Raw genomic sequence first — 16,319 nt, 5'->3', positions numbered from 1 at the left:
AGAGCGCTAGATGGTGATATCCCAGATGGTTTGGCCGCTCTCCAGGAGGTCGCTGACGAAGGCCAGGGTGTAGTGATGCTCTGAGAGGGGTACCTCGTAGGCCAACGTGCCGCGGATCTGTCCCCCGGCCTCAACCTTGCCATCGGGTGTCTTGGGGGCCGAGGTGACGATGGTGAAATCCATCTCCTGGCCGCTGCTGTCTCTCAGGGTAAAGTTCGCGGCGGAAGAGACGATCTGTTCGCTGCTGCTGAGGTTCTTGAGCGAGACGTCGATGAGCAGGTAGGTATTGCCGGTTTTAGGATGGCTGAACTCATCGCCGTCGCTGGTTTTGACCCCGAGTACGGTCACCTGCCAGATGTCCCCTACCTTGACGGTCTGGCCGACTTTGAAATGCTGTGTCGCGGGGCTGCTTGTGGCTCCGCTCGCCTTGTTGGTAGTGCTCGAAGAGGACGGGGTAACCGCTGTCCCCGTGTTGCTGCTCGTGCTCCCATCGCAGGCCAGCAGGGCCATGATGAGGAGACCCACTCCTATCACCAGACTCAACGCACGCTTCATCTTTCGATCAACCTCCATTCTTTCAGATGGGCTAGTAGATCCTGGGAACCGTCTTCCCAATCGCTCAACGTTCGTCGCTGTGATTTTTATCGCTCAGATTTCCTGAACAAAATGGCTCAGTGTGCGGTTGGAAGCCTTCTTTAACATGAAAATGCGCATCTATTAGGAAAGAAAAAGCGAATTTTTCTACTTAATTCGCTGGCTTTTTTAAGCAAAGGTGCCGGGCCTGGAGAGACAAAGCAGCGAAGGAGCAACCGCCGCTCGCGACTGGTCTGGCATGAGGCAGGACTGGACCTTCCCTGCCTTGCTCAGGCTCGGAGGGGGCATGAGAGATATTCTCCTGTGGAGCAGATACGGAAGTTTTTGCCCTCGCTTCGTCGGGAGAGAGGGAGAGGTGGGAAGGTAAAGGAGTGACGAGATTGTTAGCTGGCCCAGGGGAGTGGTGCAGCTGATGTGGAAAAAGGTGTTAGCTGGCCCAGGGGATTGTGTTAGCTTTGGGTTGTGGGAGGGCCGTGTAGCCCAGGGGATCAGGGGCAAAAAGGCCCGAAAAAGGGGGTGAAGCGCCCTGGGGCGAGCTGGTGGGGAAAGAGGCTGAGGGGGCCTGTGGAGCCTCAAGAGGGAACAGGTGGGGCGAGTGGGACTCGAACCCACACGGGGGTTTCACCCCAGGGGATTTTAAGTCCCCTGCGTCTACCATTTCGCCATCGCCCCGTCGTCTGCTGGTTTACCAGGTTGCACCTGTTGCACCTGTTGCACCTGTGCTCCTGGGGATGCTCTTCGCTTCGGCCTGCCGTCGTGTCCTACCAGCGGACCTGACCGTTCCTCCCCCTCGTCAGAGTTAACTCTGCAATAATACAGATCCCAGTGCAATTCTAGCAGATCTGAGAGAGGAGGACAAGTCAACTCCTACCCACTTAGGTAGACATGCGGTTCCCCTGCCCCCCAGCTGCTGCGCCTGAGCCTGGGGCTGGTGGCCCTAACCGTCCACATCGCCCGCATGTCGCCTGTCTGGCCTTTCTTCAGCGCCTCTCCTCTCCTCGGCTCGGGTCGGGTCAGGCCAGCCCAGCCCTCAATCATGGTGCTGGTACGCTCCAGTCAATGGGCAAGGAGGGGGTATGTTTCCCTGGACCAGTCCTCTAGAGTGTGGAGGCTGTGCTGATGCGCTTCTAGCGAGCAGCTTGAGGAGCAATTTGTCAAAGGCGGCGGTGGCTGTATTGACGTGCCTTTTTATCTGCGGCATAATACCAGAGTGATCGTTATACATGTACATGACATGTAAGTAGGCGGAACGCAACAAATGACAAACGAAGCAGGCACTCACAGTCTTTCTGGCGAAGGGCAGCGGCGAGGCACCTATGAGGTGATCGTGGTCGGGGCAGGCCATGCTGGCTGCGAGGCCGCTCTGGCCAGCGCGCGCATGGGCCGTAAGACGCTCCTACTGACCATGAACCTGGATAGTATAGCGCTCATGCCCTGCAATCCCTCGATGGGTGGACCAGCGAAAGGGCACCTGATCAAGGAAATCGATGCCCTGGGCGGCGAAGTCGGGCGCAATACTGATCGCACCTTCATTCAAATCCGTTTGCTCAACACCGGCAAGGGGCCAGCGGTCCAGGCCCTGCGTGCTCAGTGTGACAAGCAGGCCTATCGCCTGGCGATGAAATTTGCCCTGGAAGCTCAGCCTCATCTTGATCTGAAGCAGGCGACGATCACGCACTTTCTCTACGAGCAGGGCCAGGATGGATGTCCGGCTATTCGTGGTGTCGTGACCAGTACTGGCTGGCAGTATGAGGCGAAGGCGGTGGTACTCACAACGGGCACCTTCCTCAACGGGCGCCTCGTGGTAGGCGAGAAGACGCAGCCAGGCGGGCGCGCTGGTGAAGGCCCCTCGCTGGGCGTCGCCGACTCGCTACGCGCCTTTGGCCTGGAGGTGCGCCGCTTCAAAACCGGAACCCCGCCACGCATCGATGCGCGCACCATCGATTTCAGTAAGACAGAGCCGCAGCCAGGCAGCCGTGTGCCCCTCTATTTCTCCTGGGACGAAACGGCGCGGGCCGATGTGCAGCTGCCAGGTGGGCGTCCCAACCCGGTCTACCCGGTTACCGATGAGGACCTGCACGGCTGGCGCCCGCAGTTGCCCTGCTACCTGGTGCGTACCAATGAGCGCACCCATGAGGTGATTCGCTCTAATCTCCATCGCTCTCCCCTCTTCAATGGTCTCATCGAAGGCATCGGTCCCCGCTATTGCCCTTCGATCGAGGATAAGGTGGTGCGTTTCGCTGAAAAGGCCTCCCATCAAGTCTTTTTGGAGCCGGAGGGCTGGCGCACAGGCGAGGTCTATGTACAAGGAATGAACACCAGTCTCCCCGAAGATGTGCAGCTGGCAATGCTGCGCTCTATTCCAGCTCTGGAGCATGTGGAGATTGTCCGCTTTGGGTATGCTGTCGAATATGATTATGTCCCCCCCTATCAACTCATGCCGACCCTACAAACACGGGCCGTAGCCGGCCTCTTTCTGGCCGGTCAGATTAACGGCACCTCCGGCTATGAGGAGGCGGCAGCTCAAGGGATAATGGCCGGCATCAATGCTGCCCTCTACGCCCGCGGTGAGCCGGGCTTTGTGCTGGGTCGGCACGAAGCCTATATCGGCGTACTGATCGACGACCTGGTTACTCGCCCCCTCAGCGAGCCTTATCGCCTGCATACTTCTCAGGCCGAGTATCGCCTCCTCCTGCGCGCCGATAGCGCCGATTTGCGTCTAAGCGACTACGCCTATCGCTTCGGCCTCATCGATGAGCAGCGCTATGCACGGGTGCTACGCAAGCGCGAACAGGTTGAGCAAACCCTGGGGCGCCTGAGCAAGCTGATCTTTACTTCCTCTCGCAGTGTGGAATCTGCCGCGCGCGAGGTTGGGATAGCTCCGCTGGGACAAATGACCTCAGCTCGCGATTTGTTGCGTCGTCCCGAGACGCACTATATGCAGATTGCAGAGCTGGCCCGCCGCGTCTACCAGAACGAGGAAGGTGCGGACGCTGAGCCGCCATTACCCGCACTCTCCCCCGAGGTCGCGCAGGAGGTTGAATTACAGGTCAAATATGAATATTATGTTCAAAAACAGCAACAATTAGTTCGGCAGGCCCAGCGTCTTGAGGGACTACTGATTCCCGAGGGCCTTGATTATCAGAGCATTCCCCATTTACGGACGGAAGCGCGGCAGAAGCTGGCCCGCTTGCGCCCACGTACGGTTGGACAGGCCTCACGCATTGAGGGAGTCACGCCGGCGGATATCGCTATTCTGATGGTCTATGTGGAGAAGCTACGCGCGGCGGCGAAGGCCGTCTCGTAGTATTTTGCCCCCGGTCAGCCAAGCAAGGGGCAGAGGCAAAGCACAGAGGGAGGAGAACGGTGATCAACCTCTGGCGCGTTGTTGATGGGCCGTGGTAAGTAGAGACGACCGTCGGTTGTCCTGGCCTGGAGAGGGATGCAAGGAGGCATGGCATGCGGCTACCGCTTAGGCTACTACGCTCCTTTGCTTCTATAGCGATGTGTCCGAACAGCATGCTCATCCTGCCGGGCCGAGAGGCAGAACGCAGCCCCAAGCTGGATGGACTGCGGACCTTCCCCATTCCCGGCGGCTGAGCACTACGTGCTGAAGAGGGGAAGAACTGTGTATATCCTTGTGGTTGATGATAGCCAGTTTACAACTGCGCTGGTGCAGTTTGCCTTGAAACAGGAAGGCTACGAAGTTGAAGTCACGGACAACCCTCGCGGGGCCATGCAGATGATCCAGAAGCGCGAGCCTGACCTGTTGATTCTCGACATTGCCATGCCCTATCAAAGCGGTTTCGAGTTTACAGCCAGGTTGCGGGCTGAGGGCTACGATATCCCTCTGATCTTCATGACCGCCCAGGATAGCATGGAGTCTAAGCTCAAAGGCTTTCATATTGGGGCTGACGACTATATTTGTAAGCCTTTCGATCATCAGGAGCTGGTCGCGCGCGTCCAGGCTGTGCTCCGCCGTATCAAGCGTAGCAAGCGCAGTGAGAGTCAAAGTATCCGCGTTGGCTCGATCGAGCTATTCCCGGCTGAGCTGCAGGTCGTCATCAATGGGTGCGTTAAGGTACCCTTGACCCGTACCGAGATGCAGGTCCTGCGCATCCTGATGAGTTGCCCCGATCAAGTGGTCAGCCGCGATCAGCTTCTCTCTTCAGTCTGGAACGATAATGAGAATAATAGTAATATTGTTGATGTTTACATTGGCCGTTTGCGCAAAAAATTAGAGCCGGATGCTGCTCATCCACGGCATATTATTTCTGTGCGTCGTATCGGATATAAGTTCGTCAGTAAGTAAAAGGGGGGAACGTGGTGAAATCGGTCTCTCGCCGCTCTCGGGTGAAGGAGCGTGCTCCTGTCGTGGCTGAGGCTCAGCCGCTGAACAGTACCGACGGCATTGATCAGTCGTCATCTGGGGATCGAGCGCGCACGCGGGGAGAAGCAGAAGGTAGGAAGAAGGTAGTGCGTGAGCGGCATCCACCGGAGCGGGATGTCCGGGCAAATATGGAGCTGCTAGCGGACTGTGCCGGGAAGGCACTGGCTGCCACTACTGATGTGGCCTTCCTGCTAGACAGCTGCTTTCGCCTCCGGGCCTTTAATCCCGCAGCGGCGGCTATCTTAAAGTGGGAGGCGGCTACGACCATTGGTCAGGGCTGTGCCCAGGTACTCAGGTGTCGCAACCTGGACCATATGCAGCTCTGTGGGACCTCCAGCTGTCCACTGGTGCGCGTTTTACAAGGAGGGCAGGCGCTGGCCAACGAGGAGATCATACTCGGTCCCGAGGCTATCCAGGGTTGGGAAGCCTCGGTCAGTGTCACCCCTGTCGATACTGCCGAAGAACCCTATGTCTTCTTCCTTGCGCGTGATGTCTCTGCTCTCAAAATGGCCAATCGCATGCGAGAGCACTTTGTATCGATGGTCTCGCATGAGTTACGCACGCCGCTCAACTCTGTGCATGGCTTTATTGAGCTACTCTTGCGCGGTCAAATGGGGCCTTTGAACGATACCCAGCGCGAGTACCTGGGCTATGCCAGCGAGGCTTTGCAGCAACTGCTCTCGCTAGCTGAGGATGTCCTCTTCATGGCACGCTCCGATGCTGGACACTTTGAGATCCGGCTCCAGCAGGTTAACGTGGAAGTCCTGGCGCAGCAGGTTCTGGAGAGCTTGTTACCGCTGGCACGCAAGGCCGAGATCGTCATGAGCAAGGAAATTGAACTGCCCGCTCCGCTGCTGCGCGCTGATCCGCAGCGGATTAAGCAGGTGCTTGCTAACCTCTTGGGGAACGCCATTAAGTTTACCCCGCCGGGTGGGACCGTAATCTTACGGGCCTGTCCCGATCCTGATGATCCTCAGATGGCGTTGCTCTCCGTGAAGGACACCGGCTTTGGTATTGCGCCCGAGGATCAGCCTCATGTTTTTGAGCGCTTCTATCAAGCCACCCATAGTATGCAGTCCCGCATGGGTGGCTATGGCCTGGGGCTGACCATTGCTCGTCTCATCATTGAACAGCATGGAGGTCGCATCTGGTTTGAGACAGTCCCTAATCGGGGCACAACCTTCTATTTCACTCTTCCTCTCTATCGCGAACCGGTGCTAGGAGAAGAGAGAGGCGAAGGCGGCTAACCGGGCCAGGAGGCCCACCGCCCTGCTCGCTTCTCTAGATGAGACGGGGAGTGGTGCAGGTGGCAGACCAGAGTGCACTTACTGCCAGAGCGAATCCTGGACGGCTTCGTTGGGTGTATCCTGTCCCTCCTTGGGTCTGCTGACTGGCTCTCGGTAGGCGTTATTCTTTGAGAGCCGGTCGGCCAGGCGCGTCGGCTCGGGTAGGCGATAACCGCGACAGCAGGAGAGAACGTAGCGGATGCTTGTCTCCAGGCTGATCCGATGGCCGATAGAGATGATCATTGGCTTGACGTGCTCGCGCGTACGCACGGCGGCACCGATGATCTCTCCGTGATCGAGCAGAGGGAGCCAGGAACCGACTGTTTCGCCTAGCTCCTGCTCGTTGTAGTGGCCACGCAGGACCGATTTGGCGCATCCAATTGTAGGGAGATCCAGCCAGAGGCCCAGGTGCGAAGCGATGCCCAGCCGACGCGGGTGAGCGATCCCCTGACCGTCGACCATGATCAGGTCCGGCTCCTGCCGCAGCAGATTGAGTGCCCCCAGCACGCAAGGCAGCTCGCGAAATGAGAGCAGGCCCGGGATATACTCCATGCGTACTGGCTCTTCGTAGACATGTTGCTCCTCCAGCTGCAGGGAGGGATAAGAAAGGAGAACGGCGGCGGCGCGTGCCAGGCCATTATTTTCATTAATCGCCAGATCGACGCCAGCAATGTGCTGAACCTGGGGCGGCAGGCGATCCTCGCGAATCACTCGGCTGGCTAGCTCTTTCTGCAGAGCGACAGCCTGCTCGGGCGGCAGATTCCACTCATGCAGGGGGCGTACTGCTCTCATAGGCTTATCGTGCCTCCGCAATGAAGATCATGCGCGGGCTTTGCAGCTCGTAGGGGGCCATCTCATAATTGCCGTAGACATCCTTGACGACAAAACCCGCCTGCTCTAGCATCAATTCCAGCTCACTGCGCTCAAAGAGATAAAAAGTGGTGCGCGTCACCGTGCGGCGCACCGTTTCCCCCTGACAGTACTGATCATAGAAATGGACTAGCTCCAGCATGTGGCGGGTGTTGGAGGCGGCAGGAGAAACGAAATGGGTCAAAAGACTGCCATCCTCGCATGTCCAGGTCCCCTGATGCAGAAGCTGCCCGCTCAGATTTTCCATCGCGCGAGCATCGGCGTTGCTGAGATCGAGGATGAGCGTGGCGCCGGTCACCAGGTGAGCGCGTAACAGGGCCAGCGCTTGCTGCTGGTCTTTACGCGTGGTCAAGTGGGCGAAGGAGCCGAGCGCGATAAATGCCAGCCGAAAGCGCTGCTCCAGATGTAAAGCCCGCATATCCTGCTGTACCAGCGTCACTCGTGACAGCAGGCCCTCCTGAGCCAGCCGCTGGCGTGCGCGTTCCAGCATATGCGCCGAGATATCGACCCCGGTCAGCTCATAGCCTTCGCGGGCCAGTGGTAGCAGAAGACGACCACTGCCACAGGCCACCTCCAGCAAAGGACCGTAAGGGCCGCATAGCTCGGCGAAGTCCCGATAGAGGTCCAGGTCTTCCAGGAAATGTGCGTGTTCGATGTCGTAAAAGGCTGCTATGGTATCGTAATCGTTTACTCTCTCTCGTTGCATAGAAAGATCCGCTCCGCGTGGCTCGGCGATGGGCGCTTTCTTATGGAATACTCTCCCGATGATAGCACGGTGGCAAAAGAGCCGCAAGAGGGGAAAAAGAGGAGGGGAAACAAGCTCTGGCCGGGGCGAGGTGACCACAAGCACAAGGAAGGAGCCGTCATGACCTCTCTGCTGGCCTGCCGGCAGCAGGCCAGTAAACCATCCTGATGAGGTCCTCTACAACGAGCGGCTCCGGAACGGGGAAAGGTTAAATCCCATCCACCGAGGTGATGCGATCGAGGGTGGGCAGGGCCTGAGTGGCAAAAGTCAGATGAACCTCATAGATTGCCAGGTCGCGCCAGACCGTGACAGTGAAATGGTAGGGGTCCAGCTCATTCACTGAGAATTCAGAGACCTTGCCGAAGCGCTGATCTTGCGCGCGCGCGAGCTGAAGATAGCCATTCAGATCCAGATGCTGCCCTTTCACTGTGGCGTCGCTTGCCAGCTCGATATAGGCTGATTGATACTGCTGCTGCTGGATAGCCGTGTAATAATCCTGCACGACCGTCTGGTGGGCCGTTTCAAGGGCGGCTGGCGAGACGCTCTGGCTGAGGCTCTGGCTGGCCTGCTGGAAAGCCAGGAAGGCAGTAAGGCCGCAACTGGCCAGACTGGCTACTATGAAGAAGGTGATGGCCAGCGGCAGCCACCAGGGTTGCTGAAGTGTCGGGGGCGGAGCGGGAGCAGCTGTTAGAGGCGCAGGACCGCTGTAGGGTGGAAACGGCCCCATACCCATGCCAGAAGGAAAAGCCGTTGATGGTGGCGAAGGAAACCATGTTGGAGGTACCATGTTCGGTGCAGCGGGCCAAGGCTGCGGGCCTGATGCTGCAGGAGACCACGATGAAACCAGTGGCGGCTGCTCAGGTTGATTCTGTTGCTGAGGATCTGATTGCATCAAGCCTTATCCTTCTGCTCCAGATGAGCCAGCGAGCTGATAGCAAAACTTCGATCAAACTCCTCCTTGCAGAGCAAGATAAGTATAATAAACCAGAGCACGTTTGGCAAGGCTGTAACAGCCCATGTGTGAGCCGCGAGAGTTGGCCCTGGCCTACAAGAGCACCTGCTTCGCCTTGGAGGAAAGGTAAACTTTCCCAGCAGCCAGCGCCGCTCTGGCAGACCAAGCAATGCGGGCAAATCCCCTTACCCTGTTACGGGGAGGATTTGCCCGCAGCCTGAAGCTTCGCGCGCTCAAAAGCAGCCCGCGGGCCAGCGTCACAGTGCTAATTGACTGACCCGCGTCTGCTGTATTTACTTATCCTTCTCGGACTTGCTCAAAGCGGCCTGGGCGGCGGCCAGGCGAGCCACTGGTACGCGGAAAGGCGAGCAGCTCACGTAATCGAGACCAACCTCATGGAAGAACTCGATGCTGCTCGGATCGCCTCCGTGCTCGCCGCAGATCCCCAGCTCAATCTGTGGATTCGCAGCGCGTCCCTTCTCAGCCGCCATGCGTACCAGCTGACCCACGCCGTCGCGGTCGATCGTCTGGAAGGGGTTCACTGGCAGGATCTTCACCTTTTCGGGCAAGCCCGGGGCATCCAGACCGTCGACGTACTTCATCAGGAACTTGCCTTCGGCATCGTCACGGCTGAAGCCAAAGGTTGTCTGCGTCAGATCGTTGGTGCCGAAACTGAAGAAGTCGGCCACTGTTGCAATCTGATCGGCGGTCAGTGCGGCGCGCGGCAGCTCGATCATCGTGCCAAACTTATACTCGACTGCAGAGCCGGCCTCTGCCGTGACCTCCTTGGCCACAGCCTCAAGCTGGCGGCGCACCTCGCGCAGCTCGTTCACGTGCCCGACCAGCGGGATCATGATCTTCACCTGTGGCTTCTTCCCTGTCTTTTGCGCCACCTCCAGAGCAGCCTCCAGGATCGCGCGTGTCTGCATAATGGTGATCTCCGGGAAGAGCAAGCCCAGGCGGCAGCCGCGCAGGCCAAGCATCGGGTTCATCTCGCGCATCGCGGCCACGGCATCGAGCAGGGCCTTCTTCTCCTTGAGAGCCTCTGGATCGGCGCCGGTGGCCTCCAGGCGTGTCACCTCGACCAGCAGCTCCTCGTAGTTCGGCAAGAACTCATGGAGTGGCGGATCGATCAAGCGGATCACCACCGGGTAACACTCCCCGGTGCGCGGATTGACCATTGTCTCAAAGATCCCGATGAAGTCGCTGCGCTGGAACGGCAACAGCTGGTCGAGAGCGGCCTGGCGCTCCTCGGGGGTCTTCGCCAGGATCATCTTCTGCACGATGGGCAGGCGCTCCTGCTCCATGAACATATGCTCGGTGCGGCAGAGGCCGATGCCCTCGGCGCCGAACGTGACTGCGCGCTGAGCATCGCGCGGGTAGTCTGCGTTGGCCCATACACCTAGCTTGCGGATGCGATCCGCCCAGCTCAGCAGCTTCTGCAGCTCTGTCTCCTTCTCGAAGTTTGGTTCCACCGTTGGGATCACGCCCGCAAAGACCTCGCCGGTGTCACCATCGATGGAGATCTCATCGCCTTCGCGGATCACCACGTCGCTACCGACCACGCGGAAAAGCTTCTCCTCTTCGTAGACGCGGATGCCCTCGCAGCCGGCTACGCACGGGAGGCCCAGACCGCGGGCCACCACCGCGGCATGGCTGGTAGCGCCGCCGCGGGCCGTCAAGATACCCTTAGAAACGAGCATTCCGTGGACATCATCGGGGCTGGTTTCTGGGCGGACCAGGACCACGGGCACGCCGGCCTTCCCCAGCTCCTCAGCGCGGTCGGCATCGAAGACCGCCTTACCTGCGGCGGCACCGGGCGAAGCATTCAAGCCGCGAGCCAGGAAACGCCCCTCCTTATGAGCGCGCGCCTTCGCCTCCTCATCAAAGCGTGGCAGCAGCAGCTGATAGATCTGCGTTGGATCGGAACGGCGGATCGCCTCCTCCTCGCTGATCAGTCCCTCCTCAACCATGTCGACAGCGACCTTCACGGCTGCCCTGGCCGAGCGCTTGCCCGAGCGCGTCTGCAGCATATAGAGCCGGCCACGCTCCACCGTAAACTCCATATCCTGCATATCGCGATAGTGTCGCTCCAGACGGCGGGCGATCTCCTGGAGCTGCTCGTAGACCTGGGGCAGCTCCTCCTTCAGGCGGCTAATCTTCGAAGGAGTGCGGATGCCAGCCACCACATCCTCACCCTGGGCGTTGAGCAGGTACTCACCGTACAGCTCCTTCTCGCCGGTGCTGGGGTTGCGTGTAAAGGCTACGCCAGTCCCGCTGTCATTGCCCATATTGCCAAAGACCATGCTCTGCACGTTGACAGCGGTACCCAGATTGTGGGGGATCTTATTAAAGTTGCGGTAGTCGATGGCGCGCTTGTTATTCCAGGAGGCGAAGACCGCCTCGATAGCACGTTTGAGCTGCTCGTAGACATCGGTGGGGAAAGGCTGGCCGGACTGGCGCTCAGCGATCTGCTTAAACTCGGCTACCAGCTCCTTGAGAGCTGAAGCCGGCAGCTCTGCGTCGCTGCTGGCTCCGGTACGCTCCTTGTACTCATCAAGCTTCTGCTCAAACTCGCGGGGATCGGCGTCGAGCACAATCTTACTGAACATCTGGATGAAGCGCCGATAGGCATCGTAGGCGAAGCGCTCATCGCCGGTCTGCTCTACCAGCCCCTGGACCGTCTCATCGTTGAGGCCCAGGTTCAGCACCGTATCCATCATGCCCGGCATGGAGAACTTCGCCCCCGAGCGCACAGAGACGAGCAAGGGATTGTGGCGATCGCCAAAAGTCTTCCCGGTCTGCTGCTCGACGATGCGCAGAGCGGCCAGGGCCTGCTCCCACATACCCGGCGGGAACTGCTTGCCTGCCTCGTAGTAGGCATTACAGGCTTCAGTCGTGATGGTGAAGCCTGGAGGAACCGGCAAGCCAGCCTTCGTCATCTCGGCGACGCCTGCCCCCTTGCCGCCGAGCAAATCGCGCATGCTGGCACTGCCTTCAGTGAACAAATAGACCCACTTGCGCGGCGATTGCTTGACCACCTCTTCAAAGGGCGTTCCCTGGGGCTGCCCTCCTGTGATTGCTTGCGTCACGAAATACTCCTCCCAGTTGATAGAATACTCAGGATCTATAGAAGCCGATTCACGACGCCAGGGGAATCCTCCTCATAGAGGATGGGTAGGACGTAGCGCTGCAAGCAACCGGGTCGGCGCTGACCCGCGCCGCTGGATTGCGCTGGAGAAGGCGCGTGCTCAGTCGGTCAATCAATCAGGCGCTGGTAAAGATCCTTCCCCTGGCCCAGCGCAAGACACGGCGGGCACGCTGCACATGGTCGTTGGCCTCGGAGGCACTAATGACCTCATCGGCCTCCTCGGGGGGCGTATCAGCGTAAAAGGTTTCGGGATGGAAAGGAGTGAGAGCCTCCATATCGTGCAGGATCTCAGCCGGTGCGCCGACACGCTCGCCCAAGGCTCGCAGATCATGATTATAGGGGGAACGACGTCCGAAAAGGAGCAGGCTCACCGCCTGGGCGGCCTTCTCGGCCACCTGGTTACAGTAATCGACGCAGGCGAAATGCCGACCGAGGTTCAGCTCCAAGCCTGCCGTGGCCATGTCCTGGGCGGCCTCGGCGAACAAGGCCAGCGCCCCCTGCAAGTCGCCTTCTCCAGGCTGAGTGGTCTCTGTCTCCTCCTCGTCCTCTGCCTCCGCTCCATCTCTTTCGCTCGTACGCCCCGTTTCTCCGCCAGCTGACGTTGAGCTGCCCTCTTCCCTGGGGTAGGAGGGAGGAGCCTGCTCCGGCTGCTGCGAGCTGACGCCTTCCAGCAGCAGCCGCTCCAGATCCTCCTCGTGCTCATGTGGTTGAGGGGCGTCACCCGCTGTGTGGCGCTCTGACATCTGAGTAAGCTCTCCCCAGTGCCCGCCCAGGGGCCAGCTACAGCCAGCTGGCTAGTGCCCTGGGCGGCTATTCTCTTGGCTCAAACGACCTGTCCCCTGCCCGTAACGTACCAGGCTTTCCGCTTATTGATACCTCTGTGTGTTTCTCCTCTATATTAGTCCTGTCAGCGCGTGGTGTCAATGCAGGTTCTCCGATCATTGATCGGAGAACGGCGAGGGTGGCCTCTGCAGGGCCACTGCCGCTGGATGGATGGGTAGGCCTGAGGAAACTGCCTGAAAAAGCTGGCCTGTTGGCTCGTGAGAGGGAGAGGGAGGGAGCAAGGCAGTGGCCTCCTGGTGAGCGCTGAGGCAAGGTTATTGGCCTTGTAAGCGGAGAGCATCTCCTCAGTACCCACTGGCATGTTCTATTCACCGGGCGTTCCTGCTATACTAGGTATGCATATGCATGCTTTTAGCAAGGTCGGTGAAGATGGCGAGGGTGCAGGTAACTGCTGGCTGGTAACGCCAGTAACGCTGGTGCCGCCGCTGTCGCAGAGGCCCGGAGAGAAAGAGTACATGTCAGCATGACAGAGAAAACGCCTGCGCATTCGCAGAGAGCCGGCTCTGAATCTTTTGCTGATTCCGAGAGTGCCCTGGCCTTAAGCAGGCTCTATGAGCGGTTCAGTCGGCCAATTCACTCCTATATTTATCATCTGCTGGGGAACCGTGAGGACGCCGATGATATGACGCAGGAGGTCTTTATCCGTGCCTGCCTGGCCTGGGATCATCTGCGTGACCGAGAGAATCTCGGCGCCTGGCTCTATCGTATTGCAACCAATCTCTGCGTAGATCTCTTGCGCAGGCGGAAGCGTATTGCCTGGTGGCCTCTCTCCCTGGGTAGTCATCAGGGCGAACACGATGAAGGCTCGATCTCCGAGGAGTTTGCTCTGTTACTGGCTGATAGCGGAGGCATTCCCGAAATCGTGGAGCGTGAACATATCCGTGCCGCGCTGGCGGCAATGCCCCTGGATTACGCTATCGTGCTCCTGTTGAGCGCCGTTCAGGGCCTGCCCTATCAGGAGATTGCTACCATCATCGGAATCTCCCCCAACGCTGCCGCAACACGCATATCTCGGGCGAAGAAGATGTTTATCGAACGCTATATACGCATCGAGCGAGAGCATCTGAAGGGGGAGGAGCGCCGGCGATGAGTGAGGCGATGCATGAGCCTGGTTTGCCGCCACTGCCATCAGCTCGTGAGCGCGGGCTGCAGGTCTGCGAGACCATCCAGCTCTACCTGGCTATTCTCGATGACTTGAGCTTTGAGCAGGCGCAGGCGGTGCTGGAGCATGTCTACGATTGTCCTGCCTGTCTGCAGACCTATCGTCTCTTGAGCCAGGTTACTCAGCTGCTGCGTAAGCTAGAGCAAACAGGTCCCTCGTCACGTGTGGACCGGGCTGTCTATCAGGCGATCGCGGCCCGCTGGGGACCACCGGTCACTACCACCCGGGAGATGAAGGAGGGAGGGTTCCGCGAGCAAGCCGACGTGTCTCGCGCCCAGCCGCGCTTGATGGCTCCACCTCCTCCAGTCCGCCGCTCTACCGTTCGCCGTCGCCTCTTTCTCTTGCCAGCGGTGGCAGCTCTGGTTCTGCTTGTCCTCGGGGCCTCCATAGGGCTGAGCACTGTCTGGCATCCCTCGCAGGCGTTCGCCTTGCCGACTGGACTCTCCTGGAGTGGCTATGTACTCTACCATCGTCAGACCAGGATGAGTGATGAGGGGCTGCCTTATCGCGTCGAAACCTATCACAACCTGGGAACCGGCGAGCTGCATGTGGAGGCCACTATGCCAGGTCAGCTGGATGTGGTGCTGATCAGCGATGGAAAAACCGTACTTGGACTGGACATGATGCATCACGTGATGCAGTGGAATCCTGCCCAGTGGAATGTCCAGGACACAGCCTTTGATCTTGGGCTGTTGCGTCGCGATCTTCAGCAGGGTAGTGCCCACTATCTTGGGCGAGGCCGCTTTCAAGGGCAAACAGTCTACCGGATCTGGTTGCCCAGCAACTACATTTTGCTACTGGATCAGCGTTACCGTCCGGTTAACCTCCTGTATGCTGAAGGTGCTCAGCAGGGTCAGCCGGTGTACGATAGTCTGCGTCTGCTGGCGGAAGACCAGGTCTCTGAGCGTCTCTGGGACATGCGCCCACCCGCGGACTTTCTGCCGGGCCGGCTTCCCGCCGCGCCGTAGCAGCGCGCTGATTCTCGCTTGCTTGCATTGGTTAGGAACTGGAGGCTACAATGGGAGGACGAAGGAGCAGCAGGGCCTGGCGAAGGGCAGCTGTTCCGGCGATGAAGCAATCTGAGAGGCTGCACTGGCAGCAGGAGCACCCATCATGACAACAGAACCAGTGCCTGTGATTGTTGGCGCGGCGCGCACCCCGACGGGGAAATTCTTAGGGACGCTTGCGAGCTTTACGGCCCCGCAGCTGGGGGCTATTGCGATCAAGGAGGCGGTGCGCCGTTCGGGCATTGCTGTCGAAACCATCGATGAAGTGATTATGGGTAATGTAGTCTCGGCGGGCCTGGGGCAGGCTCCAGCACGTCAGGCGGCGATCGGGGCTGGCTTGCCCGTCGAGATTCCGGCTTTCACCGTTAACAAAGTTTGTGGGTCGGGCCTCAAGGCCGTGATGCTAGCAGCTCAGGCCATTCGGGCGGGCGACGGGCACGCCTTTGTCGCCGGCGGCATGGAGAGCATGTCGAATGCCCCTTATCTCTTACCGAAGGCGCGCACTGGCTACCGCATGGGCCACGCTGAGCTGGTGGACGGGGTGATTCATGATGGCCTCTGGTGTGCCTTCGAGCATGTGCATATGGGGAACGAGGCAGAAATTATTGCCGAGGCCTTTGGAATCTCCCGCGAGGAGCAGGATCGGTTCGCTCTCGCCAGCCATCAGAAGGCTGCAGCGGCGACAGCCGCTGGCCGCTTTAAGGAAGAGATCGTCCCGATCGAGGTCAAGCAGAAGGGGGCCAGTGTCTTCGTTGAAAGTGATGAACCGATTCGCTCTGATACTTCACTGGAGGCCCTGGCCAAGCTCAAGCCAGCTTTCCAGGAACAGGGAACGGTCACGGCGGGTAATGCTCCTGGACTCAGCGATGGGGCCTCGGCGACGGTGGTCGTGGAGCAAACACTTGCTCGTGAGCAGGGGTTGCCGGTGCTCGCCCGTATTATCGGCTATGCTTCGGCTGCCATTACACCCCGCTATATCTTCGCGGCCCCAACACGTGCTGTCAAGCGGCTGCTGGAGCTGACTGGTTTGCAGCTGAGCGACTTCGATTTGATCGAGGTGAACGAGGCTTTTGCCACTCAGACGCTGGCTAACGGGAAAGAGCTGGGTTGGGACTGGAGCCGGGTCAATGTGAACGGAGGCGCGATTGCCCTCGGCCATCCTATTGGCTCCAGCGGTTCGCGTATCTTGATTACCCTCATCTATGAGCTACGACGCCGCGGCGGCGGGCGAGGTTTGGCGACGCTCTGTTTGGGCGGCGGCGGTGCCGTGGCCCTGGCCGTTGAGGTCTCGTGAACAGCACTAGCCTGTCTGCATTGAC

Annotated in this window: 13 protein-coding genes and 1 tRNA gene; 7 read left to right on the top strand and 7 right to left on the bottom strand. The window is 59.3% G+C overall.

Annotated elements, in window-relative coordinates:
• Nucleotides 1-6: 6 nt before the first annotated feature.
• The gene (locus tag A4R35_RS11665) at nucleotides 7-555 is read right to left on the bottom strand and encodes a DUF4352 domain-containing protein (RefSeq protein ID WP_189361696.1); all 549 of its coding nucleotides are present in this window, start codon (nucleotides 553-555) and stop codon (nucleotides 7-9) included.
• Nucleotides 556-1,181: 626 nt separating this feature from the next.
• A tRNA-Leu gene (locus A4R35_RS11660) sits at nucleotides 1,182-1,266 on the bottom strand.
• 586 nt (nucleotides 1,267-1,852) lie between these two features.
• Between A4R35_RS11660 and mnmG the strand changes: the two genes are divergently transcribed.
• From mnmG to A4R35_RS11645, 4 genes are all read left to right on the top strand, one after another.
• The gene (gene mnmG / locus A4R35_RS11655; protein ID WP_112429533.1) at nucleotides 1,853-3,901 is read left to right on the top strand and encodes a tRNA uridine-5-carboxymethylaminomethyl(34) synthesis enzyme MnmG; all 2,049 of its coding nucleotides are present in this window, start codon (nucleotides 1,853-1,855) and stop codon (nucleotides 3,899-3,901) included.
• A gap of 152 nt (nucleotides 3,902-4,053) precedes the next feature.
• Nucleotides 4,054-4,194 (top strand): hypothetical protein, encoded by a 141-nt coding sequence (locus A4R35_RS24310; RefSeq protein WP_189361694.1) that lies wholly within the window; start codon nucleotides 4,054-4,056, stop codon nucleotides 4,192-4,194.
• A gap of 28 nt (nucleotides 4,195-4,222) precedes the next feature.
• A complete protein-coding gene (locus tag A4R35_RS11650; RefSeq protein ID WP_189361692.1) occupies nucleotides 4,223-4,906 on the top strand; it encodes a response regulator transcription factor in 684 nt (227 codons plus the stop codon).
• Nucleotides 4,907-4,968: 62 nt separating this feature from the next.
• Nucleotides 4,969-6,231, top strand: a complete 1,263-nt coding sequence (locus A4R35_RS11645; RefSeq protein WP_112429528.1) for an ATP-binding protein — start codon at nucleotides 4,969-4,971, stop codon at nucleotides 6,229-6,231.
• 78 nt (nucleotides 6,232-6,309) lie between these two features.
• Here the strand turns inward: A4R35_RS11645 and nfi are convergent, their stop codons facing one another.
• The 5 genes from nfi to A4R35_RS11615 form a co-directional block, all read right to left on the bottom strand.
• Nucleotides 6,310-7,062 (bottom strand): deoxyribonuclease V, encoded by a 753-nt coding sequence (nfi, locus tag A4R35_RS11640; RefSeq protein ID WP_112429526.1) that lies wholly within the window; start codon nucleotides 7,060-7,062, stop codon nucleotides 6,310-6,312.
• 4 nt (nucleotides 7,063-7,066) lie between these two features.
• Nucleotides 7,067-7,846, bottom strand: coding sequence for a class I SAM-dependent methyltransferase (locus A4R35_RS11635; RefSeq protein WP_112429524.1), 780 nt, complete (start codon nucleotides 7,844-7,846; stop codon nucleotides 7,067-7,069).
• 247 nt (nucleotides 7,847-8,093) lie between these two features.
• The gene (locus A4R35_RS11630; RefSeq protein ID WP_146747194.1) at nucleotides 8,094-8,777 is read right to left on the bottom strand and encodes a hypothetical protein; all 684 of its coding nucleotides are present in this window, start codon (nucleotides 8,775-8,777) and stop codon (nucleotides 8,094-8,096) included.
• Between the two features lie 353 nt (nucleotides 8,778-9,130).
• Nucleotides 9,131-11,878, bottom strand: coding sequence for a pyruvate, phosphate dikinase (gene ppdK / locus A4R35_RS11620; RefSeq protein WP_189362296.1), 2,748 nt, complete (start codon nucleotides 11,876-11,878; stop codon nucleotides 9,131-9,133).
• A 226-nt stretch (nucleotides 11,879-12,104) separates the two neighbouring features.
• On the bottom strand, nucleotides 12,105-12,731 hold the full coding sequence (locus tag A4R35_RS11615) for a HEPN domain-containing protein (protein WP_112429518.1): 627 nt from the start codon (nucleotides 12,729-12,731) through the stop codon (nucleotides 12,105-12,107).
• A 563-nt stretch (nucleotides 12,732-13,294) separates the two neighbouring features.
• On the opposite strand from A4R35_RS11615, the gene A4R35_RS11610 reads away from it, so the two are divergent.
• From A4R35_RS11610 to A4R35_RS11600, 3 genes are all read left to right on the top strand, one after another.
• Nucleotides 13,295-13,921, top strand: a complete 627-nt coding sequence (locus A4R35_RS11610) for an RNA polymerase sigma factor (RefSeq protein ID WP_112429516.1) — start codon at nucleotides 13,295-13,297, stop codon at nucleotides 13,919-13,921.
• On the top strand, nucleotides 13,918-14,961 hold the full coding sequence (locus tag A4R35_RS11605) for an anti-sigma factor (protein ID WP_112429514.1): 1,044 nt from the start codon (nucleotides 13,918-13,920) through the stop codon (nucleotides 14,959-14,961). Before A4R35_RS11610 ends, A4R35_RS11605 begins: the two co-directional genes overlap by 4 nt.
• A 145-nt stretch (nucleotides 14,962-15,106) precedes the next feature.
• On the top strand, nucleotides 15,107-16,294 hold the full coding sequence (locus tag A4R35_RS11600) for an acetyl-CoA C-acetyltransferase (protein WP_112429512.1): 1,188 nt from the start codon (nucleotides 15,107-15,109) through the stop codon (nucleotides 16,292-16,294).
• The last annotated feature ends 25 nt before the right edge of the window (nucleotides 16,295-16,319 follow it).

This window comes from Thermogemmatispora tikiterensis (assembly GCF_003268475.1).
GTDB lineage: Bacteria > Chloroflexota > Ktedonobacteria > Ktedonobacterales > Ktedonobacteraceae > Thermogemmatispora > Thermogemmatispora tikiterensis.
This window is presented reverse-complemented; position numbering and strand designations above follow the sequence as displayed.